Source organism: Deinococcus sp. Marseille-Q6407, from assembly GCF_946848805.1.
Taxonomy (GTDB): domain Bacteria; phylum Deinococcota; class Deinococci; order Deinococcales; family Deinococcaceae; genus Deinococcus.
In genome coordinates this window covers 15,279-41,924 of record NZ_CAMPFU010000005.1, presented here as the reverse complement: position 1 = coordinate 41,924, position 26,646 = coordinate 15,279, and the positions used below count along the sequence as shown (strand labels likewise).

34 protein-coding genes are annotated in these 26,646 nt (G+C 57.4%); 31 read left to right on the top strand and 3 right to left on the bottom strand.

What is annotated here, in order from left to right; genetic code table 11:
* Window positions 1–134 precede the first annotated feature (134 nt).
* The 3 genes from OCI36_RS11840 (at window position 135) to OCI36_RS11830 (ending at window position 1,998) form a co-directional block, all read left to right on the top strand.
* Complete coding sequence (locus OCI36_RS11840; protein ID WP_261665285.1) at window positions 135–476, top strand: toprim domain-containing protein; 342 nt, start codon at window positions 135–137, stop codon at window positions 474–476.
* Between the two features lie 4 nt (window positions 477–480).
* A protein-coding gene (locus tag OCI36_RS11835; protein WP_148231767.1) for an IS1 family transposase occupies window positions 481–1,181 on the top strand; the annotation gives its coding sequence in 2 pieces (ribosomal slippage) (window positions 481–715 and window positions 715–1,181; 702 coding nt in all).
* A gap of 16 nt (window positions 1,182–1,197) precedes the next feature.
* Window positions 1,198–1,998 carry a hypothetical protein gene (locus OCI36_RS11830; protein ID WP_261665284.1) on the top strand — a complete coding sequence of 267 codons (801 nt, stop codon included), beginning with the start codon at window positions 1,198–1,200 and terminating at the stop codon, window positions 1,996–1,998.
* A gap of 94 nt (window positions 1,999–2,092) precedes the next feature.
* On the opposite strand, the gene OCI36_RS11825 is transcribed toward OCI36_RS11830, so the two are convergent.
* Window positions 2,093–2,404, bottom strand: coding sequence for a hypothetical protein (locus tag OCI36_RS11825; protein ID WP_261665283.1), 312 nt, complete (start codon window positions 2,402–2,404; stop codon window positions 2,093–2,095).
* Window positions 2,405–2,547: 143 nt separating this feature from the next.
* Here OCI36_RS11825 and OCI36_RS11820 point away from each other — a divergent pair, with 143 nt between their 5' ends.
* From OCI36_RS11820 to OCI36_RS11775, 10 genes are all read left to right on the top strand, one after another.
* The gene (locus OCI36_RS11820; RefSeq protein ID WP_261665282.1) at window positions 2,548–2,676 is read left to right on the top strand and encodes a hypothetical protein; all 129 of its coding nucleotides are present in this window, start codon (window positions 2,548–2,550) and stop codon (window positions 2,674–2,676) included.
* Window positions 2,673–3,185 carry a hypothetical protein gene (locus tag OCI36_RS11815; protein ID WP_261665281.1) on the top strand — a complete coding sequence of 171 codons (513 nt, stop codon included), beginning with the start codon at window positions 2,673–2,675 and terminating at the stop codon, window positions 3,183–3,185. The genes OCI36_RS11820 and OCI36_RS11815 overlap by 4 nt, the downstream gene beginning before the upstream one ends.
* A gap of 36 nt (window positions 3,186–3,221) precedes the next feature.
* Window positions 3,222–3,773, top strand: a complete 552-nt coding sequence (locus OCI36_RS11810) for a hypothetical protein (RefSeq protein WP_261665280.1) — start codon at window positions 3,222–3,224, stop codon at window positions 3,771–3,773.
* 59 nt (window positions 3,774–3,832) lie between these two features.
* Window positions 3,833–4,135 (top strand): hypothetical protein, encoded by a 303-nt coding sequence (locus OCI36_RS11805; RefSeq protein WP_261665279.1) that lies wholly within the window; start codon window positions 3,833–3,835, stop codon window positions 4,133–4,135.
* An 18-nt stretch (window positions 4,136–4,153) separates the two neighbouring features.
* Window positions 4,154–6,538 carry a DNA methyltransferase gene (locus OCI36_RS11800; RefSeq protein ID WP_261665278.1) on the top strand — a complete coding sequence of 795 codons (2,385 nt, stop codon included), beginning with the start codon at window positions 4,154–4,156 and terminating at the stop codon, window positions 6,536–6,538.
* A gap of 71 nt (window positions 6,539–6,609) precedes the next feature.
* A complete protein-coding gene (locus OCI36_RS11795; RefSeq protein WP_261665277.1) occupies window positions 6,610–7,383 on the top strand; it encodes an IS982 family transposase in 774 nt (257 codons plus the stop codon).
* Between the two features lie 25 nt (window positions 7,384–7,408).
* A complete protein-coding gene (locus OCI36_RS11790; protein ID WP_261665276.1) occupies window positions 7,409–7,918 on the top strand; it encodes a hypothetical protein in 510 nt (169 codons plus the stop codon).
* Between the two features lie 48 nt (window positions 7,919–7,966).
* Window positions 7,967–8,647, top strand: a complete 681-nt coding sequence (locus tag OCI36_RS11785; RefSeq protein ID WP_261665275.1) for a hypothetical protein — start codon at window positions 7,967–7,969, stop codon at window positions 8,645–8,647.
* 212 nt (window positions 8,648–8,859) lie between these two features.
* Window positions 8,860–9,948, top strand: coding sequence for a transposase (locus OCI36_RS11780; protein ID WP_261665274.1), 1,089 nt, complete (start codon window positions 8,860–8,862; stop codon window positions 9,946–9,948).
* 289 nt (window positions 9,949–10,237) lie between these two features.
* On the top strand, window positions 10,238–11,221 hold the full coding sequence (locus OCI36_RS11775) for an IS4 family transposase (RefSeq protein WP_261665313.1): 984 nt from the start codon (window positions 10,238–10,240) through the stop codon (window positions 11,219–11,221).
* Between the two features lie 654 nt (window positions 11,222–11,875).
* Here OCI36_RS11775 and OCI36_RS11770 read toward each other — a convergent pair.
* Window positions 11,876–12,127: an AbrB/MazE/SpoVT family DNA-binding domain-containing protein gene (locus OCI36_RS11770; RefSeq protein WP_261665273.1), complete on the bottom strand. Its 252-nt coding sequence runs from the start codon at window positions 12,125–12,127 to the stop codon at window positions 11,876–11,878.
* Window positions 12,128–12,174: 47 nt separating this feature from the next.
* Between OCI36_RS11770 and OCI36_RS11765 the strand changes: the two genes are divergently transcribed.
* The 3 genes from OCI36_RS11765 (at window position 12,175) to OCI36_RS11755 (ending at window position 16,082) form a co-directional block, all read left to right on the top strand.
* A complete protein-coding gene (locus OCI36_RS11765) occupies window positions 12,175–13,263 on the top strand; it encodes a transposase (RefSeq protein ID WP_261665272.1) in 1,089 nt (362 codons plus the stop codon).
* Window positions 13,264–13,348: 85 nt separating this feature from the next.
* Entirely contained in the window at window positions 13,349–13,930 is a 582-nt protein-coding gene (locus tag OCI36_RS11760; RefSeq protein ID WP_261665271.1) for a recombinase family protein, read from the top strand.
* 64 nt (window positions 13,931–13,994) lie between these two features.
* A complete protein-coding gene (locus tag OCI36_RS11755; protein ID WP_261665270.1) occupies window positions 13,995–16,082 on the top strand; it encodes an AAA family ATPase in 2,088 nt (695 codons plus the stop codon).
* Between the two features lie 246 nt (window positions 16,083–16,328).
* Here OCI36_RS11755 and OCI36_RS11750 read toward each other — a convergent pair whose 3' ends face one another.
* Window positions 16,329–17,312, bottom strand: a complete 984-nt coding sequence (locus tag OCI36_RS11750) for an IS4 family transposase (RefSeq protein WP_261665233.1) — start codon at window positions 17,310–17,312, stop codon at window positions 16,329–16,331.
* Window positions 17,313–17,631: 319 nt separating this feature from the next.
* Here OCI36_RS11750 and OCI36_RS11745 point away from each other — a divergent pair, with 319 nt between their 5' ends.
* The 15 genes from OCI36_RS11745 to OCI36_RS11675 all read left to right on the top strand — a co-directional run bounded on the left by OCI36_RS11745 (window position 17,632) and on the right by OCI36_RS11675 (window position 26,614).
* A complete protein-coding gene (locus OCI36_RS11745) occupies window positions 17,632–18,456 on the top strand; it encodes an EcoRI family type II restriction endonuclease (RefSeq protein ID WP_261665269.1) in 825 nt (274 codons plus the stop codon).
* On the top strand, window positions 18,456–19,409 hold the full coding sequence (locus OCI36_RS11740; RefSeq protein WP_261665268.1) for an adenine-specific methyltransferase EcoRI family protein: 954 nt from the start codon (window positions 18,456–18,458) through the stop codon (window positions 19,407–19,409). The genes OCI36_RS11745 and OCI36_RS11740 overlap by 1 nt, the downstream gene beginning before the upstream one ends.
* A gap of 159 nt (window positions 19,410–19,568) precedes the next feature.
* Window positions 19,569–20,657: a transposase gene (locus OCI36_RS11735; RefSeq protein WP_261665267.1), complete on the top strand. Its 1,089-nt coding sequence runs from the start codon at window positions 19,569–19,571 to the stop codon at window positions 20,655–20,657.
* A gap of 256 nt (window positions 20,658–20,913) precedes the next feature.
* The gene (locus OCI36_RS11730; RefSeq protein WP_261665266.1) at window positions 20,914–21,531 is read left to right on the top strand and encodes a hypothetical protein; all 618 of its coding nucleotides are present in this window, start codon (window positions 20,914–20,916) and stop codon (window positions 21,529–21,531) included.
* On the top strand, window positions 21,524–22,381 hold the full coding sequence (locus OCI36_RS11725) for a hypothetical protein (protein ID WP_261665265.1): 858 nt from the start codon (window positions 21,524–21,526) through the stop codon (window positions 22,379–22,381). The genes OCI36_RS11730 and OCI36_RS11725 overlap by 8 nt, the downstream gene beginning before the upstream one ends.
* A gap of 200 nt (window positions 22,382–22,581) precedes the next feature.
* Window positions 22,582–23,016 carry a hypothetical protein gene (locus OCI36_RS11720; RefSeq protein WP_261665264.1) on the top strand — a complete coding sequence of 145 codons (435 nt, stop codon included), beginning with the start codon at window positions 22,582–22,584 and terminating at the stop codon, window positions 23,014–23,016.
* Between the two features lie 52 nt (window positions 23,017–23,068).
* Window positions 23,069–23,263 carry a hypothetical protein gene (locus OCI36_RS11715; RefSeq protein WP_261665263.1) on the top strand — a complete coding sequence of 65 codons (195 nt, stop codon included), beginning with the start codon at window positions 23,069–23,071 and terminating at the stop codon, window positions 23,261–23,263.
* On the top strand, window positions 23,256–23,924 hold the full coding sequence (locus OCI36_RS11710; RefSeq protein WP_261665262.1) for a hypothetical protein: 669 nt from the start codon (window positions 23,256–23,258) through the stop codon (window positions 23,922–23,924). Before OCI36_RS11715 ends, OCI36_RS11710 begins: the two co-directional genes overlap by 8 nt.
* Window positions 23,921–24,214, top strand: a complete 294-nt coding sequence (locus tag OCI36_RS11705; protein ID WP_261665261.1) for a hypothetical protein — start codon at window positions 23,921–23,923, stop codon at window positions 24,212–24,214. The genes OCI36_RS11710 and OCI36_RS11705 overlap by 4 nt, the downstream gene beginning before the upstream one ends.
* On the top strand, window positions 24,201–24,734 hold the full coding sequence (locus OCI36_RS11700; protein ID WP_261665260.1) for a VRR-NUC domain-containing protein: 534 nt from the start codon (window positions 24,201–24,203) through the stop codon (window positions 24,732–24,734). The genes OCI36_RS11705 and OCI36_RS11700 overlap by 14 nt, the downstream gene beginning before the upstream one ends.
* Window positions 24,735–24,951: 217 nt before the next feature.
* Window positions 24,952–25,407 carry a hypothetical protein gene (locus OCI36_RS11695; RefSeq protein WP_261665259.1) on the top strand — a complete coding sequence of 152 codons (456 nt, stop codon included), beginning with the start codon at window positions 24,952–24,954 and terminating at the stop codon, window positions 25,405–25,407.
* On the top strand, window positions 25,404–25,856 hold the full coding sequence (locus tag OCI36_RS11690; protein ID WP_261665258.1) for a hypothetical protein: 453 nt from the start codon (window positions 25,404–25,406) through the stop codon (window positions 25,854–25,856). The genes OCI36_RS11695 and OCI36_RS11690 overlap by 4 nt, the downstream gene beginning before the upstream one ends.
* The gene (locus OCI36_RS11685; RefSeq protein ID WP_261665257.1) at window positions 25,841–26,221 is read left to right on the top strand and encodes a hypothetical protein; all 381 of its coding nucleotides are present in this window, start codon (window positions 25,841–25,843) and stop codon (window positions 26,219–26,221) included. The genes OCI36_RS11690 and OCI36_RS11685 overlap by 16 nt, the downstream gene beginning before the upstream one ends.
* Window positions 26,218–26,454 carry a hypothetical protein gene (locus tag OCI36_RS11680; protein ID WP_261665256.1) on the top strand — a complete coding sequence of 79 codons (237 nt, stop codon included), beginning with the start codon at window positions 26,218–26,220 and terminating at the stop codon, window positions 26,452–26,454. Before OCI36_RS11685 ends, OCI36_RS11680 begins: the two co-directional genes overlap by 4 nt.
* Entirely contained in the window at window positions 26,438–26,614 is a 177-nt protein-coding gene (locus OCI36_RS11675; RefSeq protein WP_261665255.1) for a hypothetical protein, read from the top strand. The genes OCI36_RS11680 and OCI36_RS11675 overlap by 17 nt, the downstream gene beginning before the upstream one ends.
* Window positions 26,615–26,646: the final 32 nt, after the last annotated feature.

Genomic DNA, 26,646 nt, shown 5'->3' with positions numbered 1-26,646 from the left:
GATTCTGGGAAGGAAAAGAAACCCGTCTACATTCCGAGGCGCTGCTGGTGACCCCACCTGCGGTAATTTCAGGATGCCGGCTGAAAATCATTCCGCTAGAGGACGGGTATTTTCTGACCCGCTAGGCTAGGGGAGTGAAAACTCTGGTTATCGTCGAGTCGCCTTCAAAGGCCAAGACACTCAGGGGATACCTCGGCCCGGACTACATCGTTGAAGCCTCTGTAGGGCATATCCGTGATCTTCCGCGCAAGGCCGACGAATTGCCCGAACGCTACCGCAGTGAACCCTGGGCCAACACCGGCATCAATCCTGACGGCTACAAACCCGTCTATATCATCTCGCCTGATAAAACAGAGCTGGTCAGCCGTCTGCAAACGCTGGCAGGCCGCTGTGACCGCGTGCTGTTCGCTACTGACGATGACCGTGAAGGGGAAGCTATCAGCTGGGGTAGTGGCTGTACCAACGTGATCTACTGACAGGATGCCGGAGTGCCCAGCCTGTCAAAGCACACACACTGTCAAAAATGGGAAGGCCAAAAATGGCACCCAGACCTACTTATGTAAGGGTTGTGGCCGTCGTTTCCACCCGGAGGCCCGCCCTATAGCGCACAGTGAAGCGACCCGGCAACAAATTCTTGATGCTGTCCACGAGCGGATGAGTCTGAGAGGAGTACAGCGCGTCTTTGGTGTTCACCGCAACACCGTGATCCGGTGGATAAAAAAGGGGCCCGTGAAGTGATGCAGACTGGTACAGTCTGCATGACACCTCCAGAAGAAGTGGTCATTGAGCTGGATGAAATGTGGACCTTCGTTGCCAAGAAAAAACAGACGAGGTGGATCTGGATTGCCCTGGAGCGCAGCACCCGCAGGGTGCTGGCCTGGGTATTGGGTGACCGCAGTGAGCAAACAGCGTTCAAGCTCTGGGAACGCTTACCATTGTCCCTTGAGCAGCGACTGAAAGGGACGTTTTGCACCGATCTGTGGCGAGCCTACGATGAACCGCTCTTGGGGGTAAAGCGGCTAACCCGGAAGGGAGAAACGAATCATGTCGAACGATTGAACTGCACGCTGAGACAGCGGCTGGGTCGGCTTGTTCGTAAGTCGTTGTCTTTCTCGAAGACGGACGAAATGCTCGAAGCCAGCCTGACTCTGGCCTTCCACCGATACAACTTGTCACGTTGATGCAGCCACTACCCTGATGGAAACGTCCTATCATCCGGTCTACCGACTGCACCGCTATACCCACCAGTTCATTGAAGTACCCGAAGGTGTGGCCGTGGAAATGGCTGGTCTCGAAGGCAAAGGTGTCCGCGTGCGCGTCGGCATGGCGCTCGACCCTCTCGACCAGCTGTATCAGCGCTATCTGGTGCTGAGCGAAGAGTATGGTGAGCCGACTGTAAACCTTCCAAGCGACGAAAATGCACGGAGCGCGTGGCATCTGGGCGACCTGTATCCCGAAGCAGCCACCGCCCTGCTCGTTCTGATCCAAAGTGGGCAACCCTTCGTCACGGGATGGTGGGGGGGTGATGGGAGCCAGAACTACGCCCGCTGCGGGCGCTCAGGAGGACAACTGTGGATTGGCGTTCGTGGCGAACAGAACCTGGAGGTACTGTGCGATTTCGCAGTACAGCGCGTGGTGCAAGAATCACCGCTTGAAGTGGAAGAACGCCTCAAGATCATGGCTGAAGAGCTGGACGGAAACGATATTGAGGCCATTGCCGCCCTACGCGGGGTAGAACTAGAAGACCTGAACTCCCAGATTGAAATAGAGAATATACCTGATCTGTTTGAACAGACCATTCTAATCAATGAGACTCAGACAGCCAGCGCCATTTCTGACAATGAAAATGAGCAGCCCCTGGGTGTGATGGACTTTATTGCACAGGCCGTGTCTGAAGCTGATAAAAACGTTGTGCAGAGCATGCGTCAGAACTACGACAACATGACAGCAATGGTACGGGGTGATCTGTATTCCCCAGACCAGGCCATAAAAGCCTGAGCTTCCGCAGGTCATCTCCCTGTAGGGCTGGGGAGCAAGAAAGCGTCCCGCAGTGATGCGCGGGACGCTTTCTTGCTGGAGCGGCAAAGGACGCTCAGCCGGTGCAGGTAAGGCCAACCACCATGTTGGCCCAGGCAAACTGAGTCATCACGGTAAGCAGGGTCAAGGCCAACCAGACTTGTGTTTCGACCAAGCGCTGAGCGCGGTACTGGGCAGGAGCCATGAACATCGCCACAGCCCAGACACTCATCACGGTGGCAGAAGCCACGGCCAGCGCCATCAGTCCCACCAGGGGAATCAGCGTCAGAAGGGGGCTGTTCCAGAACGCAACAGTGCCTACCGAGTTCACGGCAAGATAAGCGACCAGTCCCACGGTTGCCAGCGCTGCCAGGGAGACGGCGCCCATACCGAGCTGCTGTCTACTGACCACGCGGGGCATCGTTTGAGTCAAAGTCATCGTCGACAGTACACGTCACCAACGTACTTGCAAAGGGCACCATTGATGAGGGACTGTACAGTCTCAGACAGGCCAAGCGCCGCGCCAGTGCCGTGATCGTGGATGGGGAGGATGTGGACGGTGACGCCGACCTGAGCGGCTGGCTGAGCGGCTGGTTACACGATGTGGTGGCCGACGCCAGAACAGAAGACAATGTCCCGCCCCCAGGAGGAAGCACATGAAAAACGACCGTAGTCAGGAAGTCCCACCTCTGAACTTGAAGGTGGGCGATACTGTCCACTGCAATTTAGATAATGTCGATGCCGAAATCATCCGTTTTACGAACGGAACCGTGCCCTGGCCGATGGGCCGGGCGAAGGGCAGCACTCGCCGTGGCCCTGCGTCCATTCTGGTGTTCGGCTCGCTGGAAAAAGCGCTGCGCGAGTGGGCTGGCCCCGAAGTAGAAGAGACTTTCGGCATCTCACGGGCACAGGTCACCAAGCTGCGCCGTGCCCTGAACATCTTTGGGGAGACCAAAGGCACCGCCGCCTACCGCCGCCGCCTGCTCAAAGAAGGCAAAAACCCCGCGTTCCGGCCTCCGGTCCAGTGGACGGAGGAACAAGACGAAATGATTCTGTCGCCCGACTACAGCCGCAAGGAGCTGAGCGAACGCTTTGGCGTCCATCCTTCGACCTTGTATCGCCGGCAGCAGTACCTGCTGAATCAGCTGGCCCAGCCGGCTGACCACTGAACCTCACCGCCATCAGGGCAAAAAGGAGTTGAGACTATGGGCACCCCATCAACAGTAACGGTGTTGGACAGCGCCGCAGCGAACCTGTTACTGCACCTGAGCGAGCAGAGCTATGTTCGCCACGGCAAGGGGCAAGCGTGGCATCAGGTCCACGGAGAAGGTCAGCGCCCCACGCTTATCGGTACGTCCCCGGCCCGCACTTATCTGTATGACACCACGCCGGTCAGCGACGAGCAGCAAAAGTCTCTGGACGCCTACCACCAACAGCAGGAGTTTGTGCAGACGCAGTTTCCTACGTTGCTGACTCAACTGACACCCCAGCAGCGCGAAAGCTGGATTTGGGCGGAGGTCAAGGCCTCCCACGCTTGGCAGCAGGACGGAACTGCACTGCACGTCTGCCGCGACAGTGAAACGTCTTTCGCCGCTGTGCTTCAGACCGAAAGCCTGCGCGTGCGCCCTGACTCCCTGGACAATCACTGCTACCTGATGTGCCGCATCCCCCAGGGCTGGCAGGACGCCGTGACCGGCCAGACGTGGCGATTGGAAGAAACCACCGCAGGGGGAGAAGAGCAGTGGCAGCTGCTATGAAACAGGGGTCAGGCCAAACTCCCTTCTTTTCTGGGCACGCTAGAGGGTAATCTGTCTGCATGGACAAACCCATGCAACTTACCGACTGGGCAAAAGAAAATGGCGTAGAGGCTTCGTGGGCACGCCGCCTGGCCGCAGACGGCAAGGTGCCAGGTGCGTTCAAACAGGGGCGCGACTGGAAAGTTAAAAAGCACGGAGACAAAGTGCCGCTTAGTGAATGGGCCAAAAAACGCAACATGGACCCCAGCAATGCCCGCAAACTGGCACGGGCGGGCCGTCTGCCAACTGCCGAGTTGCAGGGACGCGACTGGTGGATTAATCCCAAAGATCATCCAGTGCCAAAAAGAGGGCTAGGCCGCTGACGTAATAAACTGCTTCGCATGCCCATGACGCCAGAAACCTTTGTGCAGCGCTATAAGCACGCCACCGTGAATGAGAAAGGGGCGGCACAAAGTCACTTCATGGACCTGTGCCAGCTTTTAGGTGTTCCAACGCCGATGGAGGCAGACCCCGAAGGCAACGAGTACCGTTTCGAGAAGCCGGTCCTCAAGGTCACCGGAGGCAGTGGTTTTGCGGACATATGGAAACGTGGCGCTTTTGGCTGGGAATACAAGGGGAAGGGCAAAGACCTGAACCGCGCCTACCAACAGCTGCTGACTTACCGGGAAGACCTCGAAAATCCGCCGTTGCTGGTGGTCTGTGACATGCAGACCATCCGGGTGCATACCAACTTCACCGGCACCCAGAAGCATGTCGAAGAGTACGACCTGGAAGACCTGCTGAAAGAAGAGACGCGGCAGCGTTTGCGCCTGCTGTGGACGGCGCTCCAGGAATTTAATCCCGCCCGCGCCATTGAGCTGGCAACCGTCGCTGCTGTGGAGTCTCTGGCAAAAATCAGTGACGCCCTGAAAAAAGAGGGAGAAGACCCGGAGGAGACGGCTCACTTCCTGATTCGCGTGATGTTCACCCTGTTCGCAGAGGACGTGGGACTGCTGCCGAAGCAAACGTTCACACGACTGCTCAAAGCGGCCTTGCAGCACCCGGAAGACTTTTCCCCGATGTGCCAGGAGCTGTTCGAGGCCATGAAGGTAGGCCGCCTGACCATGCAGGGACGCATTCCCTATATCAATGGTGGGGTCTTTGAAGCTACCCAGGCCCCGAACTTAGACCGGACGGCTCTGAACCGGCTGCACGACGCAGCGCAGCGCAACTGGTCAAAGATCGATCCCATTATTTTCGGCACTCTGTTTGAGCTGGTGATTGACCCGGAGAAGCGCTGGCAGCTGGGCGCACATTACACCCCACTGGCCGACATTCTGGACGTGGTGGAGCCGGTCATCTTCGTTCCACTCAGGAAAGAGTGGGAAACGGTACGTGCAGAGATTCAGCCCATGCTGCACCAGATTGAAGAGAACCGTGCCGCGAGCGGTGACCTGTTTACCCAGCAGGCTGAAACCGAACAGTTGACCAAAGAAGTCGTTGAGCGCCTGAAGGCTTTTCAGCAGCGGCTTGCGTCGGTGCGCGTCATGGACCCGGCAATGGGGTCAGGCAACTTTTTGTACGTGTCACTCCGGCTTTTGCTGGACCTTGAGCTGGAAGTTCGCCAAACCATCCGGGCAGTTACCCTTGACCAAGTTCCAGCAGCCCAGGTTTCTCCACAACAGCTTCTAGGTATGGAAGTGAACGCCTACGCCCACGAAATCGCCGGCATGGTGCTGCACATCGGCTACCTGCAATGGCTGTCTGAGCATGGCGAGAAGCGGGAGGTCTCTCCGGTGCTGCGCTCCCTGCCGGGTCTCAAGCACTGTGACGCCGTAATGGACGGTCCAGCAGCACGGGAATGGCCGGAGGCCGAGTTTATTGTGGGCAACCCGCCTTTCCTGGGCTACTCGCCTATGCGGCAGCAACTGGGCGGTGTCTATGTGGACAAGCTGCGCGGCGCCTACAGCGGGAAGATTCCAGGCCAGAGCGACTTCGTGTGTTACTTCTTTGAGCAGGCCAGAGAGAATGTTGCCACCGGCAGAACCAGTCGCGTTGGCCTGATTGCTACCAACTCTATTGGCATGGGAGAAAATGCCCGCGTACTGGAACGCATTAACGAAAGCGGCAGCATCTTTGCCGCGTGGCCTGACCGTGCCTGGATTCAGAGCGGGGCCGCCGTTCGGACAGCCATCGTGATGTTCGACGATGGAAGCCAGACAGACAAAGCACTGCTGCTCCATGAGGGTGACGAGCGTGATCCCAAACGCCGCCGCACTATCCGCACGGAGGTAGGCGCTATTCACGTCGACCTTTGCAGTGGCCCAGATTTACGGAGTGCCGCCCAGCTGAGCAGAAATGCAGGGCGGTCCTTTATCGGGGTGATTCCCGGCAGTAAGCATTTCTTATTGAGCAAGCAGGATGCTCAGAACATGCAAATCTTGCCCAATCCTGAGAGCCACGATAACAGCGCTGTTATCCGACCCTTTAAGGTAGGTAAAGATGTCAACGGCCATGACGCCCAGCGTTACATCATTGATTTCAGTGGCCTGACTCAGAACTTGCACCTGAATAGGCGGACAAAAAGCGCTCCCAGAGCCGAAATTCTGGAAGTGTGTACAAACAGGTTTCAGGGGAGCGCACCCATATTCTCTCACAGCGGATTCTGGACATTCCAGAGACGCTGTACCAACGGCGAAGCCTGGAGGCTTCGCTGCACCTTTTCCACAGTCCAGGCCAGAAGATCAAATTCAGCCAAGCTGAAGGAGCCAGCCCCAGTGCACTGAGTCGCTTACGCCGTTTAGGGCTGACCGACCACTGTTGAAGTGCGTCTCAGGCACATAAAAATAGAGACGACATGGCTAAATATCGTCTCCACCATAGTTTAGGACGTCGACACGTCATTCGCCACCTCTATCTCTGGGCCAGGAAGCACTTCAGTGACCGGAAATCCTGCCAGCACCAGAAGGTCACAGATGCCATGCTGGTTGCTCTGCTGCTCTCCCGTCTCATCTTCAAGCATCCATTTGCTTCCATCTGGTGGAACATCCTCAAGGAAGACCGTCCCGGTCTTCCTTCCTACACACAGGCTTACACCAGGGGCATCAAGCTTTTACCACTCTTGGAACATGTTGCCAGCCCAGCTCAGCCGTGCGCCGAGGTTGTGATTGATTCGATGCCCCTCCCCATTTGCCGTCCCAAACGCACTCATCTTTGTCAATTCCCAGGAGCAAAGTGGGGTTTCGGAACTCAGGGTGAGTTCTTCGGATACAAGTTGCACGCCTGGGTCACACCAGGTGGACAAATCGTTCAGTACGTCATCCGACCTGCAAACCTCCACGACGTTACGGTGAGTTACGAGCTGAATCTCAGGTGGCCAGAGTTTGAAGGCCCAACCATCATTGGCGACAAAGGCTATTGCTGTCTAGGCTACGTGTATCCACCCAAGAAGAACACCAAATACGACACGGGATGGCGAGAATCTCGCCATCCCAGAATTCGCAAACGCATTGAAACGGTCTTCTCTGCGCTCGTAGAAGCGCAAATTCGTTCCGTTCAGACCAAAACTCTGGCGTCACTCAAGCTCCGCGTCGTTCTGGCTGTACTCGCGCACAACCTCGCTAGGCCCTAAACGGCGTTATCCCTGGAGGATACCTATGAAACGTCTGCTTCCCCTGCTTCTCTTTGCTCCTCTGATAACCGGCTGCCACCAGCTTGCCGGTACACTCATGCCCAAAGACAGCTGCCTACAACTGTCGGGGACTGCCCGGTATTATCAGCTGTCCACCCAAACCGTCACCCTGCCTGCCCAGATTACTGTCACGTATGACCCCAGACAGGCCGATACCTGCGCTGGCACCAAAGAAAGCCGGGTCAGAAGTCTGAGGATTCACCGTGATTCGTTCGAACACCCCCTGGCCACCATCCCGCTGGTTCAGCAGGGTGGTATCTGGCAAACTGTCTGGACAGTGGACGCCGCGACGCTGGGACTCGGCCCTGGACAGCACAGGCTCAACATCGGTGTCAGTGCACTAGAATACGCCATCGGTGTCAGTGCACTAGAATACGCCGACCCATCTGTTCCGGAGCAGTCTGCCGTGGATAACTTCTACCAGGTGCAACCTGGCCGTGCGGCAGACACGCAGCTAACCGTTACCGTCCCCTGACACTCACTCCCCCAGCTGTGATGCGCTGGCATCCAGAAAGGACACCCCATGACCCACCTGATGAAACTGACCGCCGCCGGCCTGGCCCTGCCTCTGCTGCTGGCTTCCTGCCAAAACCAGCGTCCGCCCGCTGCCCAGTTGGGTGACACCATCAGCGGCACCGTCAGCAGCGAACAGAACGGCAAGATTTCCCCACTGACCGCACCCACCACGGTGATCGGCATCGAAGTGACCGGCAAGGAAGTGGCACGCACAGCCACCGACGCCCAGGGCAACTTCACGCTGAAGCTGCCGGCCCAGCTGGAGGACAAGGCCAATCTGGTGGATGTACTGCGGGAACTGGAAGCTGGAGCCAAGGCCAGCAACTGCGTGATCAACAAGCCCCTGAGCGTCCCTGCGACCCTCAGCAGCATCAATGACCTGATGCTGGGTGAACAGAGTGATGGCAGCCAGCCGAGGGAACTCCTGAACACCGTGACCCAGACCCCGCGTCAGGCAGGCACCTTCTACACGATCAACCATTTGGTCTTCGCACGCGGCGAAGGTCACGTGACTGGCAGTGCGGTCTGCGCCGACCGCCGGAAGAGCTACGACGTGGACTTCACCGTCAAGCCGGGCTGGAACGTCCTGCAGGCCACCAACAAGCTCGACAGTCAGCTGTCGGCAGAGGGTGATCTGGTGGTTCGCAGCGGCACACTGACGAAGACGTGGGTGTCGTTCCACAAGTAAGCGCCTCACCACAAAACACAAGGAAGCTGGAGCTGATGCCTGTTGGGTCAGCTCCAGCTTCTGTATAGACCGTGGGCACCTTCCCCGAGCTTCCACCGAAAAACAAGGCCCAGTCCGCTTTTGCTGACCATCTCCGGGCAACAGCACCTTCCTCAGAACTTGCACCTGTATAGGGAGACAAAAAGCGCTCCCAGAGCTGAAATTCTGGAAGTGTGTACAAACAGGTTTCAGGGGAGCGCACCCATATTCTCTCACAGCGGATTCTGGACATTCCAGAGACGCTGTACCAACGGCGAAGCCTGGAGGCTTCGCTGCACCTTTTCCACAGTCCAGGTCAGAAGACCAAGTTCAGCCAGGCAGAGGGAGTCAGCCCCAGTGCACTCAGCCGTTTCTTCAACATCTACGACTGGGATTCAGACCGCTGCTGGGAAGAGATGCAGGACACCCAATGGCGCATGTTGCTGGACGCGGCTCGTCACAAACGCAGACCTCGTCTGCGTCTCAGTGTGGACCTGACCACGGTGGAAAAGGTGGGGACTCAACTGCCCTACGTCAGTGTCTACAACGGCAGGCACGGCATCCATCTGGTGGTCTTGTTCGCCGAGTATGGGGAACTGAAGTTCCCCATTTCTTACCGGGTCTACCAGGGCAAGTACACCAGCACTCCCGTCACGTTAGCCCTCGACTTGCTGGAAGAGGTGCCAGACTTCGTGGGGAAACGCTTTCAGGTCTGCGTACTGGCAGACAGTGGATTCGAATCCGCTGTCTTTCTGGACGGTGTGCAGCGCCTGGGTTTTGAGTTCGTGGTGGGTGTGCGGAGCAACCGGCGCACGGACCATCCTGGGTGGGTGACAGTGGCGGATTGTCCGCACGGAGGGTATGTCAACCTCGCCAACTGGCCTCTAGAAACGCTGACCCTGGGGAGAATAGACCGTGGGGACCGTGAATTCTTCGCGGTGTCATCCGAGCTGCTGGAGGGGAAGGACATCCTTGCTGAAGGAAAACGGCGCTGGGCGCTGGAGTCGTTTTTCAAAGAAGGTAAGCACCAGTTTGGGTTGGCGCAGTTCGCGCTGCGAACTGCCAGGGGTCTGGACCGCTGGATTTTGATGGTCTTCTTGGCCTTCACCCTGACGACGCTGCACCGCTCAGAGGCCCTGACCTTGAAGGAAGCTGCACGCTTGGCTCTCTACGCCTTGTTCCCCGAAGTCAGGCTCAACCACCTGCTGGGCCAGCTTCGAAAAGAGCAAGAATTCCTGCGCCAGCACGGCTATTCGCTCAGCTATGCAAGGTGCAAGTTATGAGCTGAAGACTCAGCAGGAATTGACTGAGAGCACTCGGACAGTAAATCTGAACCCCATAAGTCTGCCTCCTCAGTAGGTGACAACTTCAGTTTGACCTCGTTCCAGACGGCAAAAACCAACAGACGGCCCCATCAAGCTTGATGGGGCCGTCTGTGTGCGGTCTTCTGAGAGTGTGAAAACAACAGAATCCGCTGCTCAGCAGGCTACCGCACTCACCCAGCACTTCAAAGCGCACGCCAGTCATCTCCGCATTGACACCCTTCAGCGCTTGATTGACGTCCTTCTGGCGATGATTGCCGCGAGGAGCATCAATCATCACGACCTGAGTGCCCACATGCCGGGTATCAGCATGCCCCAGGCTAAGAAAAGGCGGGCAGACCGCACCTTCCGGGATGAGCAGCTGGACATGGACTTTTTCATCGCTCTGCTCGTCGTCCATCTTCCACCGGGGAAGGTGTTGCTGAGTCTGGACCGCACCAATTGGGAGCATGGGGAAACGCCCATCAATTTTCTGGTGCTTGGAGCCGTGGTTCATGGCTTCACCCTGCCCCTGATTTGGGTTCCTCTTGATGAGTCTTGGAACAGCCACACCTACGCCCGTATGTGGTTGGTATTGAAGCTCCTCCGCGTCTTGCCAGCGAAACGCTGGCAAGGCCTGGTGGCTGACCGTGAGTTCATCGGTGCGGAGTGGTTCCGTTTTCTCCGTCGTCAAGGCATCAAGCGGGCGATCCGCATTCGGCACAGCGACATGCTGGACGACATGAATGGGAAGGAATGGTTTAAGCACGTCCAGCACGGTCATTTCCATGAAATCGACGAAAAGGTGTTCGTGTTTGGCGAACTCATGCGGGTGGTCGCGACGAGGTCATCCACAGGTGACCTCGTCATCATTGCCACAGATTTCAGCGCTCGGAAGACCTGGAAGCTGTACAAGCAGCGCTGGTCAATCGAGTGCACCTTCAGCAGCTTCAAGAAGCGAGGCTTCGACCTGGAGCGGACTGGGATGACGGAAAGGAGCCGTCTTCAGCGGCTCTTCGGCCTTGTGACACTGGCCTGGATGTTTTGTTTGCGCTTGGGGGTCTGGTTTGACCAGACCCAGTCCATCCCCATTCTCAAGCATGGTCGTAGAGCGGTCAGTCTGGTGCGGTACGGTGCTCAGCATCTCGTAGATGCCTTACGATGGAAACCACAACAGTTCATGGCTGTCCTAGACCTGTTGACCCAGCCTTTTTGCCCACCAGGAGGGGCTGGAAGTGAAGTTGTCACCTACTGAGGGAATGGACAAGAAAATCTAACCGAAGCTGGTAAAGCATTGGCCTTTCTAGGTGCTCCCACTGAATAGCAATCATCTGGAAAACAGATCATAAGCCGCCGCCTGAGTGGGCGAATAGATTTCTCTTAAATTCGCCTAACAGAGCAGACTTGCGTAAACGGTCGTTTTTGGAAAGGTTTCTGGCAAGGCGAAGAACACGGCGTTCTTGCCTTGCAAAAACTCCTTGCAGAATAAAAATCAAATGCAACAGGTTTGTGCAATGGAACTTGAAGTGGGCACTACCAGACTGCACGCTCAAAGCGTTCGATCGCCTCTTCCAGCGAGAGCTGCCCCTGGGCCACCGCCAGGGTCAGGTCGAACAGTTCCTGTTGACTCAGGCAGGCGTAACCGAAGGTCATGCAGGGCCAGCCACACCAGGGCACAGCTCAGGGAAGTTCTCTTGTTCGCATCGACGCAGGCGTGGGCACGTGACAGGTAATAAAGGTAGGCCGCCGCCTGGGCAGGCACTGTCGATACCGCCGTTGCCCAAACAGTTCCTGAAGCGGTTGCGCCAGTGCACTTTCCAGTAACCCTGGGTCTCGCAAACCGGGCGAGCCGCCATAGCGCTCGATCTGAGCGTCATGCAGCGCCTCCACTTCTTCCCGACTTAAGCCTTCAAGCATCGGCCAATTGGCGGAAAAGGTCATCGTACTCACTCAGCACCTGGTCACGCGCCTGAGCAAAACGCTGCTGACGAGCCAGGGTCTCAGGACGCGATGCGTCCTGGGCCGGCGTGATGATAATGGCATTCCCCTGAATCTCGATCTGCACTTCGCTGCCGATGCCTGTCAGCTCCTTCATCTCTTTGGTGATGACCAGGGCCTCGCTGTTCCCAATTCGAGAAAGGGTCTTTCTAAGAACTTGCACCTGAATAGGCGGACAAAAAGCGCTCCCAGAGCTGAAATTCTGGAAGTGTGTACAAACAGGCTTCAGGGGAGCGCACCCATATTCTCTCACAGCGGATTCTGGACATTCCAGAGACGCTGTACCAACGGCGAAGCCTGGAGGCTTCGCTGCACCTCTTCCACAGTCCAGGTCAGAAGACCAAGTTCAGCCAGGCTGAGGGAGTCAGCCCCAGTGCACTCAGCCGTTTCTTCAACATCTACGACTGGGATTCAGACCGCTGCTGGGAAGAGATGCAGGACTTCCAGTGGCGCATCCTGCTGGATACAGCTCGTCACAAACGTAGACCTCGAATGCGGCTCAGCGTGGATCTGACCACGGTGGAAAAGGTGGGAACTCAGCTGCCCTATGTCAGTGTCTACAACGGTAGGCACGGCATCCATCTGGTGGTCTTGTTCGCCGAATATGGGGAACTGAAGTTCCCCATTTCTTACCGGATCTACCAGGGCAAGCACACCAGCACCCCGGTCACACTGGCCCTCGACTTGCTGGAAGAGGTGCCAGACTTCGTGGGGAAACGCTTTCAGGTCTGTGTACTGGCGGACAGCGGCTTTGAGGCCGCTGTCTTTCTGGAAGGTGTGCAGCGCCTCGGTTTCGAGTTCGTGGTGGGTGTGAGGAGCAACCGGCGCACGGACCATCCTGGGCGGGTGACGGTTGCAGACTGTCCGCATGGGGGGTACGTCAACCTCGCCAATTGGTCCCTGGAAACGCTGTCCCTGGGGAGAGTGATTCGTGGGGACCGCGAATTCTTCGCGGTGTCATCCGAGCTTCTGAAGGGAGATGACATCCTGGCCGAAGGAAAACGGCGTTGGGCGCTGGAATCTTTCTTCAAAGAGGGGAAGCACCAGTTTGGGTTGGCGCAGTTCGCGCTGCGAACTGCCAGGGGTTTGGACCGCTGGATTTTGATGGTCTTCTTGGCCTTCACCCTGACGACGCTGCACCGCTCAGAGGCCCTGACCTTGAATGAAGCTGCACGCTTGGCTCTCTACGCCTTGTTCCCCGAAGTCAGGCTCAACCACCTGCTGGGCCAGCTTCGGAAAGAGCAAGAATTCCTGCGCCAGCACGGCTATTCGCTCAGCTATGCAAGGTGCAACTTATGAGTCTTTCGCATACCCTATTCTAACGGTGTTCGTACTAAGAGATACCGTGTGACTTTGCGTCTCCGTTTGTGTAAGGCTTTCCCCCATGCTGATTGGCTACGCACGAGTCTCCAAAGGCGACCAGGATTCCGCCCTTCAGTTGAAGGCCTTGCAGGGAGCTGGGGTGGGTCAGGTCTTCAAGGAGCAGGCCAGTGGTGGCCGCTGGGATAGACCGGAGTTGCACAAAGCCTTGGAGCAGCTCCGCGAGGGAGATGTCCTGGTGGTCTGGAAACTGGACCGACTCAGCCGGAGCCTGAAAGACCTCCTGACCATCCTGGAGCAAATAGAACAGCGTGGAGCAGGTTTCCGTAGCTTGACCGAGAACATTGATACCACCACCCCAGCAGGACGGATGATGATGCAGATGGTCGGCAGCTTCGCGGAGTTCGAGCGGGCCATGATTCAGGAACGCACAAAAGCTGGCCTGGAGCAAGCCAGAGCCGCAGGTCGGGTGGGGGGCCGCCGTCCCAAGCTGACTCCGGCTCAGCAAGAAGAAATCCGGGAAGCGGTTCGGTCAGGCAGAAAGACAGCGGCGGACTGCGCCCGGCTCTTCGGCGTCAGTCAGGCGACAGTGTCACGCATTCTGGCCAAGAGGTGGGACGGAATTTCAGGCTTACATCAACAATGAGTACAGCATGATCTGTGTCAGGGTTGCAGCGCTGAAGTAAAAGCACTTGATAGTCTGAGAACATATGTCACTCTTACAATTCCGTGTACAACAATTCCGGTCTGTGGAAGACAGCGGTTGGATCACCTGTGACGCTGTTACTACTTTAGTCGGCATGAACGAAGCCGGAAAATCCAATCTACTGTTGGCCTTATGGAAGCTGAATCCAGCCCAAGGCGGGGAAATCAACCTGCTCGCAGATATGCCCCGCCGGATATACTCCACAGCTCGCAAGGAGCCGGAAACGATAACGTTTATTGAGACGGACTTCTCCATTACTGGAAAAGCGGCGGAGGAGATCAAGCAGAAAACCTATCTATCGTCAGATAGGGATTTAGATGTCCGAGTATCGCGAACCTTTGATGGGGAGATTCACATCAAGTTCCTGAACGCCACGCCCACCCAATCTCTAACATCAACCTCACTCCATAAGGTCCTGACGGAACAAATAGCTGTAGTGCAGGCGCAGGCAGCGCCGACTGAAGAACTTCAAAAGAGTAAAGAGACTGCCGAAGCCAGCCTTTCTAATGCATTGGAACTTTATCCAAGCGCTGGCACTCCTATAAATCCTGAGCTGCTCATGGCTTTACGGAGTAATACCGCTTCCTGGACCAAGCTCCCAGAATCATCCCCCTTCAGGGAAGCGCTGCGGCAGGTCTATAGGGAAGTTCTCGTAATAGAAAAATATTTCGGAGAGCCGCACCTCATCCGAGGTGTTAAAGATATGGTCTTGGACGCCATTCCCAAGTTCGTCTACTACTCCAATTACGGCAATCTTGACTCGGAGATCTACTTGCCTCATGCAATCGAGAACATGGCTCGTAAGGATCTCACCGGCATCGCCGAAGCGAAAGCCAGAACACTGCGAGTACTGTTTGAGTATGTAGGTCTGGACCCTAAGGAAATAGTGCAGATGGGTGCCGAACCCACTGGGTCTGCTTACCAACAGGTTACCCCTGAAGCTGCGCAGGAGGCCGCTGCTAGGAAAACTGAGCGTCAGGCCTTGCTGCATTCCGCCCAAAGCCGCCTATCCCGTGAATTCCAGGAGTGGTGGAAACAGGGCCAATACATCTTCGACTTCCGTGCAGACGGAAACTACTTCCGTATCTTCGTAGCCGACCGACAGCGACCCGAACAGATTGAGCTGGAAAACCGCAGCACAGGCCTTCAGTGGTTCCTGAGCTTCTACCTGGTGTTCCTCGTGGAAAGCAAAGATGCCCACCAGAACACAATTCTGCTACTCGACGAGGCGGGGCACTCCCTGCACCCTCTTGCGCAGCGTGACCTGGCAGATTTCTTCGCCAACCTCTCAAAGACGAACCAGGTAATCCACACCACCCAGTCCCCATTTCTGGTAGATACGAACCACGTAGACCGCGTGAAAGTGGTCTATGTCGATCCTGAGGGCTTCACGGTGGCCTCCGAGAATCTGCGTGCGGCTGAGGGGCAGAGTAACCAGCAACGGTCCATCTATGCAGTACATGCCGCGTTGGGCCTGAGTATCTCCGATACGCTCTTGCAAGGCTGCTTCCCTGTCATCGTGGAAGGCGTCTCGGATCAGATCTACCTGAGTGCTATCAAGAACTGGCTAATCAAAGAGAAACTGATCGCCCCAGGGCAGGAACTCCTTTTTGTGCCGTCCGGTGGCACCAAGGGCATTAAACCCCTGACGAGCATCCTGGTGGCCAGGGAAGGAGCGCTACCACCCGTGGTGGTAGACAGTGATACGTCTGGCCGCGCAATGCAAGCACAGCTCGCCGCAGACCTTTACAAGGCCAATCCAAAAAACATCATTCCCGTGAGTGACTACACCACGATCCCAGACGCCGAAATCGAGGATCTGATTCCCATCAATGTTCTTGACCCACTTCTCAACAAACTGTTCCGGGATGCCGATGAGATCTTCAGTGATCAATATGAGCCCACACGTCCCCTTGTCGACCAGATTGAGGAATTTGCAGCACAGAACAGCATCACGCTAGATCCCGGCTGGAAGGTCACACTGGCAAAGCAGTTCAAAGCTCGGATGATCGCCAAGTCCCCGCCAACCATTGAGAAGACAGCAAGTAGCGTCTGGCAGAAACTCTTCAAGAAGATCATGACTGCCTCTTGAGGCCAGACACCAGGAGAAACTGCTATATCTACTGCTAGTCGACTGCTATACTCCTGCTATGCCCATTGACCCATTAGAGCCAATTCCCAGTCTCTCGAAAAGACAGACAGAGATACTGCTCTACATCGGACAATATTTTGCTGCTAACCGCGAAGCTCCGTCACATATGGAAATTCGGGAACATCTTGGGCTAGGTGAACGCACCAATGTTGGTCCTTATCTAACCCCGCTCTTTAAGCGTGGATCTCAGTAGGTGACAACTTCACTTCCAGCCCCTCCTGGTGGGCAAAAAGGCTGGGTCAACAGGTCTAGGACAGCCATGAACTGTTGTGGTTTCCATCGTAAGGCATCTACGAGATGCTGAGCACCGTACCGCACCAGACTGACCGCTCTACGACCATGCTTGAGAATGGGGATGGACTGGGTCTGGTCAAACCAGACCCCCAAGCGCAAACAAAACATCCAGGCCAGTGTCACAAGGCCGAAGAGCCGCTGAAGACGGCTCCTTTCCGTCATCCCAGTCCGCTCCAGGTCGAAGCCTCGCTTCTTGAAGCTGCTGAAGGTGCACTCGATTGACCAGCGCTGCTTGTACAGCTTCCAGGTCTTCCGAGCGCTGAAATCTGTGGCAATGATGACGAGGTCACCTGTGGATGACCTCGTCGCGACCACCCGCATGAGTTCGCCAAACACGAACACCTTTTCGTCGATTTCATGGAAATGACCGTGCTGGACGTGCTTAAACCATTCCTTCCCATTCATGTCGTCCAGCATGTCGCTGTGCCGAATGCGGATCGCCCGCTTGATGCCTTGACGACGGAGAAAACGGAACCACTCCGCACCGATGAACTCACGGTCAGCCACCAGGCCTTGCCAGCGTTTCGCTGGCAAGACGCGGAGGAGCTTCAATACCAACCACATACGGGCGTAGGTGTGGCTGTTCCCAGACTCATCAAGAGGAACCCAAATCAGGGGCAGGGTGAAGCCATGAACCACGGCTCCAAGCACCAGAAAATTGATGGGCGTTTCCCCATGCTCCCAATTGGTGCGGTCCAGACTCAGCAACACCTTCCCCGGTGGAAGATGGACGACGAGCAGAGCGATGAAAAAGTCCATGTCCAGCTGCTCATCCCGGAAGGTGCGGTCTGCCCGCCTTTTCTTAGCCTGGGGCATGCTGATACCCGGCATGTGGGCACTCAGGTCGTGATGATTGATGCTCCTCGCGGCAATCATCGCCAGAAGGACGTCAATCAAGCGCTGAAGGGTGTCAATGCGGAGATGACTGGCGTGCGCTTTGAAGTGCTGGGTGAGTGCGGTAGCCTGCTGAGCAGCGGATTCTGTTGTTTTCACACTCTCAGAAGACCGCACACAGACGGCCCCATCAAGCTTGATGGGGCCGTCTGTTGGTTTTTGCCGTCTGGAACGAGGTCGAACTGAAGTTGTCACCTACTGAGAGACTATCCACCCATGTACTGTATTTTAATGGCTTGAGTTCTCGTTCAGTCTTCAGGAGGTTTCACTAGTGGCACGCAAAAAAGGTCAAACAGATCGATTGACTACTCAGCACATAGCTAGCAAAGGCGTGGAAGGCATTTTTAGTGAGTTGGCTCGCAAGCATGACCTAGACGTAGGGGAAGTCGCGACAAAGGTCATGGAAATGCTTTGCATAGAGTTTCCTATGATGGAGTTCCGCAAGCGTGCTTCGTTAAGCAAATCGACAATCAATAAACGCTTGCATGCAATAGATGACAGGCTTGGGCATGAGCTTTTCGTCAGTAATGCAGCAATACGTCCGGATGGCGGTATCATTGAGGTCAAAGACGATAAAGGTGAATGGCGTATCGTTCTAGTCACAGAAGCAAAATATCAGGGAAAAGATGTCGAAAATATTAAACTAGGTGTTCTTGTCGGTAAAAACAGTGATCAGGACATTATGGCAGCAGGGAATGCAATAGAGCGTTCTCACAAAAATATAAAAGAAATAGCTAACTATATGCTAGACGAGCAGCACTTTCCTTACGTATTGTTTCTGGAGGGTTCCAATTTTCTCACTGAAACTATAGAGGTTACTCGCCCAGACGGACGAACAGTTATACTCGAGTATAACTCAAGTAATCTGAATAGGATTGATCGCCTTACTGCCGCTAACTATTCAATGCCAATCAACACGAATCTATGTGAAAATATCAGTGTGATTAGCCGAAATCAAGCGATAATGTTGCAGGCAGCTTCAATTTATACTGAAGGCCGTGGTCAGAAATGGGATGCAGACAAAATGGCGGATGTCATGCTAGACGTGGCTAGAACATCAATTAGATTACTTGCAAGTGACTTATTCAGCCAGATGACAAAGAATGAAACGGGTAACCAGCAGTAATGTCACGACTTATCGATCGCTCTTTCTTAACGGAAGCAAAAAAGAACAAGAAGGATGAGTTTTATACTCAGAGGGTCGATATTGACCGTGAGCTTCAATATTATGAGGGCCAATTCAAAGGCAGGACCGTCTATTGTAATACAGATCACCCAAAAAAGAGTAATTTTGTCCGATATTTTTTAGATAACTTTACCCGTCTTGGTTTAAGGCGGCTCATTGCTACCGGATATGCAGTGGATGGTAGCAATTGCGGTACCTATTTTTCATACACAGGGAATCCAGATGAGCTTGTCGCTTGGAAGAACGATGAGTTAACACTACTGCAAGGGAATGGGGACTTTAGAAGCGATGAGTGTGTTGCTTTGCTTCGGGAATCAGATATCATTGTTACTAATCCCCCATACTCCTTGCTTCGCGAGTTTGTTGGGTGCATAGAATCTTTTAACAAAGATTTCTTGATTATTGCCACCGTCAATGCCATTACCTACAAGGAGATATTCCGACTCATTCATGCTGGCAAGATTTGGCTCGGGGTCGGTTTGGGGCGTGATATTTCTGGGTTTATTGTTCCTGATCATTATGAGCTTTATGGTACCGAAGCCAGATTGAATGACCGAGGCGAGCGGATCGTGTCCACAAATAACAGCCTCTGGCTCACTAATTTAGACTCTGAACGACGTCATCAGGATATTCCTCTCGTGAAGACCTACAGCGCTAACGAGGCTGATTATCCTCACTATGACAACCTCGATGGTATCAACGTCAATAAAACCAAGGATATCCCTTCTGATTGGTTCGGACTAATGGGAGTGCCCATTACCTTCCTCCATAAACACAATCCTGCTCAATTTGAGATCGTAGGATTTCGCAAGGGGAATGACGGGAAAGATCTGCGAATTAACGGAAAAGCACCCTACTTTAGGATCATTATCAGACGAAGAGAGGAAAGATAAGTAGTTGCCGGATACGACTTGGGTTATATTATATTCCCCCATTTTTCTCTCCGCGACATAACTTCTATGAATCGTTTCAAAAGCAAAAAACGGTTATTCTCAGAACTTGCACCTGAATAGGCGGACAAAAAGCGCTCCCAGAGCTGAAATTCTGGAAGTGTGAATCAACCGGTTTCAGGGGAGCGCACCCATATTCTCTCACAGCGGATTCTGGATATTCCAGAGACGCTGTATCAGCAGCGAAGCTTGCAAGCTTCGCTGCACCTCTTCCACAGTCCAGGTCAGAAGACCAACTTCAGCCAGGCTGAGGGAGTCAGTCCCAGTGCACTCAGCCGTTTCTTCAACATCTATGACTGGAATTCAGACCGCTGCTGGGAAGAGATGCAGGACTTCCAGTGGCGCATGTTGCTGGACGCGGCTCGTCACAAACGCAGACCTCGTCTGCGTCTCAGCGTGGATCTGACCACGGTGGAAAAGGTGGGGACTCAACTGCCCTACGTCAGCGTCTACAACGGCAGGCACGGCATTCATTTGGTGGTCTTGTTCGCCGAAAATGGGGAACTGAAGTTCCCCATTTCTTACCGGGTCTACCAGGGCAAGTACACCAGCACTCCCGTCACGTTAGCCCTTGACCTGCTGGAAGAGGTGCCAAACTTCGTCGGGAAGCGCTTTCAGGTCTGCGTACTGGCAGACAGTGGATTCGAATCCGCTGTCTTTCTGGACGGTGTGCAGCGTCTCGGTTTCGAGTTCGTGGTGGGTGTGCGGAGCAACCGACGCACGGATCATCCTGGGCGGGTGACAGTGGCGGATTGTCCGCACGGAGGGTATGTCAACCTCGCCAATTGGCCTCTAGAAACGCTGACCCTGGGGAGAATAGACCGTGGGGACCGTGAATTCTTCGCGGTGTCATCCGAGCTGCTGGAGGGGAAGGACATCCTTGCTGAAGGAAAACGGCGCTGGGCGCTGGAATCCTTTTTTAAGGAGGGAAAGCATCAGTTTGGGTTGGCGCAGTTCGCGCTGCGAACTGCCAGGGGTCTGGACCGCTGGATTTTGATGGTCTTCCTGGCCTTCACCCTGACCATGCTGTACCGCTCTGAGGACATGACCCTGAAAGAGGCAGCCCGCTTGGCCCTACATACCCTCTTCCCCGAAGTCAGGCTGAACCACCTGCTGAGCCAGCTTCAAAAAGAGCAAGAATTCCTCCACCAGCACGGCTATTCGCTCAGCTATGCAAGGTGCAACTTATGAGTCTTATCTTCCATTCACGCAGGTCAGACGCTATTGTAGGGGCAACCCGATTCTGGCGAGAGACCAGAAAAGGGAAAACCCCCGCATCTGACGCCAATCTTCTGCGAGGGAATTCCCAGGGTTGTGGTAACAACTTTTTGCTGTGGTTGTCGCTTAGGCGGCGGCCTTCGCTTACGTGTAGTGTAACGCGCCTACACGTCAGGGGTCAATCATAGGCCCACTAGGGGGGAAACCCCAAGAGCGTTGAAGGATTTACGTGAGTGATTCAACCGACATCATTCAGCGACCAGCTGGAGAGACCTTCGTGGTCATCAGAGAGTCCTACCTCGCAATCACCAACGGCGACAAGAGTGCCGCCATCCTGCTGAACTGGGGCGAGCAGTGGTACAAGTACAAACTCAAGGCCCGCGCGCAGGCCCGCGCCCAGAACTCCACCAAGAAAGCGCATGGAGAGGCCGCAGATCAGGATGAGGGCCTGTGGATTTACCGCTCAGCAACAGAGATCGCCACCGAGGACCTGCTCGGTACCCTCAGCGACAAGACGGTCTCGCAGAAAATGAAACTGTTGGAGCAGCTGGGCTTTCTCAAGCTGCGGAATAACCCCCACCAGCCCTACGACCGCAAGCTTCAGTACCTGTTTTGCCGTGCCAATGTCCAAGCGGCAGTCGATGCCTGGGCAGCCACACGGACCAAGCCCGACCTCGACCCGGCAGAGGGTGAAGATGGTGGCTCCACTGAAGAGGGCGCCGAACAGCCAGAACCCGGCACAGGGCAAAAACCCGAAGATAATGCGTCTGGAAGCCATTCGGAAAAACTTCCGGATGGAAATGGAAGCGAAGATAATAACCATTCGGAAAAACTTCCGGATGAATAAAGAGATTCATTCCATAGCTTCTTCCTTAGATTCAGAAGAAGAAGCACCCGCACTGGAAGCTGGGGAGCAGGACGCCACCCTGAACGCTTCTTCTTCTGAGGAGGCTTCGCCAGAAGATCTGCTGGAGGCTCTACTCGATGAAGCCGAAGGCGGGCAGGAAGAGGGCATCACAGCACAGCCCGCAAACACTGCCTCACTTCACGGGCCTGACCTTTCTGAGTCAGCTATCGGCCAAGGCGGGCAGCAGGATACCCAGCCCACTGCTGGTGAAGAAGTTCCGGGCGGCGCGGCTCCGGCGGGCGCGGTGGCGGCTGTCAACGCCCAGCTGGACCGCTACCTGAACAAACGCTGGCTGTCGCCGTATCAGCTGGGAGACAAGAAGATGCCTCCTCTCAGCACGGAAGTCGTCGGTGGCCTGGACCGCCGCGAGATTGCCAGCTTGATCAGCCTGGAGCAGCTGCGCGAGTTTCACAACGAGGCCCGCCGCAATATGTCCCAGCGCCGCCGTGAGCAGGAAACCAACCCAGGGCTGCCGGGGCTGAACTACACCACCGAGCTGCTGCGTCTCCTGCAGGAACATGCCGAGCAGCGTCTGGCCGTCCGCGAGATGGTGCAGCAACGGCCAGCCGGCGAAGTGGCCGGCAGCCTGCGCGTCAGCGGGCGCAGCGAGTGGCAGGTGGGTGACCAGGTCGTCTACATGCGGGAGCCGCACGAGATCGTGGCAGTCACGCCGCTGAAAATCACCGTGGCCCTGCTGAGCGACCGCGACATTCAGTGCGACATCATCCGCAGCAGCATGACCCCCAGTACCCTGCGGCCTTACCTGGCATCTGAGCAGCGGACTGGTTGAGGTGAAGCCTCAGCCTGCCCTATGGGGCAGTGACCCGGCCGGGTCGTTAACAGGGGCGGTCCGGGATATGCCCGGGGGATGGTGCAGCCTGTACTTATGCCACTTGATAACCACCGAAACGACCCCCAGGCCCCTCACGGTCACCTCTTCGTGACCTGGGACTCTGAGCCCTTACCCTATGTCCTTCAAGGAGTTTCCCCATGCCCGACTTACACCCCGGTTCACGGGAGTGCGTCCCTGGGCCGGCCGCCCAGGCCGCGGCCGACTGGTGGGCGCAGTTCCTCAGTGACCCCAGCCCAGGCGAGTCCGGATCCGACCTCCCTGCCCTCCTGAGCCTGAACCTCCGCAGCGAGGCCCGCTACACGCCTGAGCAGGTTCAGACTTTTGCCGACCGCCTGGCCTGCATCTTCCAGGCCCAGCTGGATGCTGGCCGCCGCGCCAGCGCCTGGACCGAGTACGGTCCTGACGAGGTGCTGACCTACGCCGCAGGGCTGGCCGGGTTTGAACTTGATCCGCTGGCCTTGCCGGTCAAAAGCTTCACTCTGCTGCAGGCTGGCTCTGAGGTGGTCATCACCCGCCTCGGGCCGGGCGGCGCGCCCCAGCAACTGGTGCCCCATGTGGAAGCGACCGCCTAAGCCCGCGGGGCCGCCGCCGAAGCGGTACCAGCGCCCAGCCGGCGCGGAGCGCATGACGATGCCGGAGGCCCAGCGCTTCGTAGGCCGCATGCGCTCCTTGCTGCAGCCAGACGCGCAGGACATCTTTTACCTCACCAACTACTGTTCACGTGTTCTGGACGTGCAGGTCGGCCACTTCCGCGACCTCGCCCTACAGGATGCCTACATCGTGGCCCGTCAGGCCGAAAAGGAGTTCTCCCGTGAATGACTCTCCCCCACTCCGACATACCGCTGTGCTGACCCTGACCGGGTGGGCCGCCGAACACCCGAAAGGCCTGAGCCTCTCGGGTGTTTCTTTTAAGGGGCCGCCCGGGCGCGCCGGCCAGCGCCTCACCGTGACTGGCCATCCCTGGAGCAACACAGCCGGCCAGCTGGTGCGCTTCCAGGCCCCCAAAGGCCGCATCCGGGGTGCCGGCCGGCGCGCCAACGGCTCGCAGCTGTACGTTGTCGGCCGGGTACTGAGGCTGGACCGGAGCCTCGGCATCATTCAGGTGAGTGTCTGGCCGGATGTGCCTACTGTCCGGCCCCTCAAGCTGACCATGCACGCGACGAGCGCTGTCCTGACTGCCCTGTGCCCGGAGGCCTTCGCCGCAGAGGTGCGGGGCCGACTGCTGCCCGGTGGCCTGCTGCTGGCCGAGACGGCCCGCGAGGTTCACGCTCCCCGGCCGCCAAGGCACCAGCGCTGGGGAAAACGCGGCAACCGCCCCCAGGCGGAAGTAGAGCAGATAGATCTGCTGCTGGCGGGCCTGCGCAGCGCCCTGGCTGAGCTGGATGAGTGCGGCCCGCTGGCGCCGGGGCTGGAAGCACAGGTGACCGGGTACCGCGTCCAGCTCCAGCAGCTGGGCTACCCCCGTGAGGTGCAGCCTTGACCTCTGAGCTGGAACGTCTGTTGCTGGGCTGCCTGAGTGTTCGGCAGCCCACTTCCTTGAATGAGGCGGTGACCCGACTCTGTGAGCGGCATCCGGAACTGAGGGAAGTGCTGACGGCCGGCGCGCAGGCGCCTAGCCTGGCCGGTCCCGGCGCCCAGCGCCTGTGGGCGACCTTCCAGCGGGAGGGCTGGGGGCGGCTGTACCGCACGTCAGGGCTGCTGCTGACCCCAGCGGGTGAGGCGCGGCTCGACGAGCTCTGGAAACGGAGGCAAAATCATGAGTGCTTGTGATCTCTTACTGCAAGTCCGCGAGCAGGACGCCCGGCTGGCCGAGCAGGGCCGGGACGCCGCCGAAAAACTCTGGGATGAGGATCAGCACCAGATCACCTTGATCAGCTGGGCCAGAAACCACCTCACGGACCTGCCGGAGCTGCAGATGCTGCACCACTCGCCCAATGGGGGCAAGCGGCAGACCGTGACCCGTAAGGGCAGAACCTACAGCCCTGAAGGCGCCAAGTTTAAGCGCATGGGCACCCGCGCCGGCTACCCGGATCTGCTGCTGGATGTGCCGCTGCACGGCTACCACGGCCTGCGGATTGAACTGAAGGACCTGAAGGGCAACACGCCCAGCCCAGAGCAGCGCGGCTGGATGATCGCCCACCGCCAGCAGGGCTACGCCGCCGACGTTGCCCGCGGCTGGCGCCAGGGCCGCATTCAGCTGCTGGCCTACCTCGCGGGCGAGGTGCACGAGTGGTACTGGGTGCCCAGGAAGGGCACGGCCTGCGAATTGCCAGGCCTGGGAGTGGACTGATGCTCGCCACCCTGGCTTTGGTTCTGCTGCTGGCCCTGCTGCCATGGGCCATAAAACGTCGGCGTCCCAGTTACGCCCCGTTTTGTACCAACCCCAACTGCCGTTGCGCCCTGCCGGCCCCTACTGCCTGCGCTGCCTGCGACCCGGTACTGGACAGCGCAGGCAATGTGCGCTGTGCCTGTTGCGGCCACTATCCATCCGACCATAAGGAGAAAGCATGACCACCGAACCCGTGCAGTACATCATCTGGAACCCCGAAGGCAAGACCCCGCCGCGTGTGCGGTTCGACGACCCTGCCCGCGCCAGGGCAGAAGCCGAGCGGCTGGCCGGCGCACATCTGGGGCAAGCGTTCTACATCTGCCAGCTGGTGAGCGTCACCCAGACCGGGCCGGTGACGACACGGGAGCTGGTGCAGCCGGAGCCGCCGGCGCAGCCAGCTGCGGGTGCCACCTACCGCATTGCCGACCTGGAATGCGACACCTATGCCGATGTCTTTGTGCCGCTGGGGGAGGTGCTGACGGGCCAGAAACTCGTGGACGCCTTTCTTGAGGTTGACCCCGAGTGCGCCCGAACCCTGGCCGACCTCGCGGACGGGCTGGTGGATTCCGTGCTGCGGCACCATGAAGTGACGCGCATCGGTGCCTTCCGGCTCCGCAGATTGGAGCAGTCATGACCGAGGCTCCAGCCGCGGCGGCCCAGCCGCCCACCCACTACACCCTGACCGTCACGGCTGAGCAGCTGGCGCTGATGCGCGACGCCACCGAGGTCTGCGCCCGGTTCCTGATCGGCCAGACGGATAGCGTCACGCTCACCTTTCTGGCAGGTCTGCCTACTGACGAGTTCTGCGAGCTGCGCGACCGCCTGGCGGAACTGGGCCCGCTGGTGACCGGCGAGCGGCCCAACTACTTCAAGGCCCGCTCGCCGGAGCTGGCGCGGGTCAAGGACGGTCTGTTCCTGCTGCATCAGGTGGTACGCCAGCCGTTGTATCTGGACCGCTGCGCTGCCGAAGGCACCGACCCCGGCTGGGCGGTCAGTCGCTACGACCCCCACCCAGTGCCGGGCTGGGAAATGCCGCAGATCTACGCGGGGAAAGTTGAGGGAGAACCATGGACAAAACTGTGAGCACCAACTTTGCTGACACCTGCCGCCGCCTGAGTGACAAGCTGCCGCTGGTCATGCAGGTGGAAGGTGACGTCCTGACCCTGACCTCACCGAAGGCGGGCACCCACCGCATCTGTCTGCTGAAGCCTTCAGAGGCGCATATCGAGGCCCTGATGAATGAAGTGGAACGGCTGTGCTACGCGCGGGGGTGGGTCGTGCGACTGCGGAGTGGTCGGCAGGGCACCGTGGTGGGCATCTATACCCCCAATGAAACCTACGCCGTGGAAGGCCCGGCCGACGCGCTGGTGCCGCTGCTGTTGTGCTTTGACACGGCCCTGGAAGCGGAGGATGCTCTGGCCGCAGCGGACACTCAGGAGCCTGCATGAGCGCCGACCTGCACCTTCTTGCCGCCCTCTCCGCCCAGCCCCTGCGTCCCGTCGTGGTCCGCACGCGCCTGGAAGCGCAGGGCCAAGCCATGACCGAAGTGCCGGAGCGACTGCACCGGCTGGCGCGGCGAGGCCTGGCCCTGCACGACCGGCGCTACGGCTACAGCCTGACGCCGGCGGGCGAGCAGTATCTCGATGACCGGCAAAGGGCTGCCCATGTCCACCCTGGCTGATTTGCAGGAGTTAGAGCGGTGCCTGCTGGCCCTGCCGCCCAGCTTCCACCGTGAGCGTGCCCTGGAGCGGGTGCGTGACCTGATCGCCGAGCAGGAGTGCCGCCTGTGGTGGCCGCCTGGCCCCTACCGCGTCCGGGCGCCGCGCCCTGGCGAACGCTGAATCTACTCTTCCCTGCCCCAGCCGCCACGCTG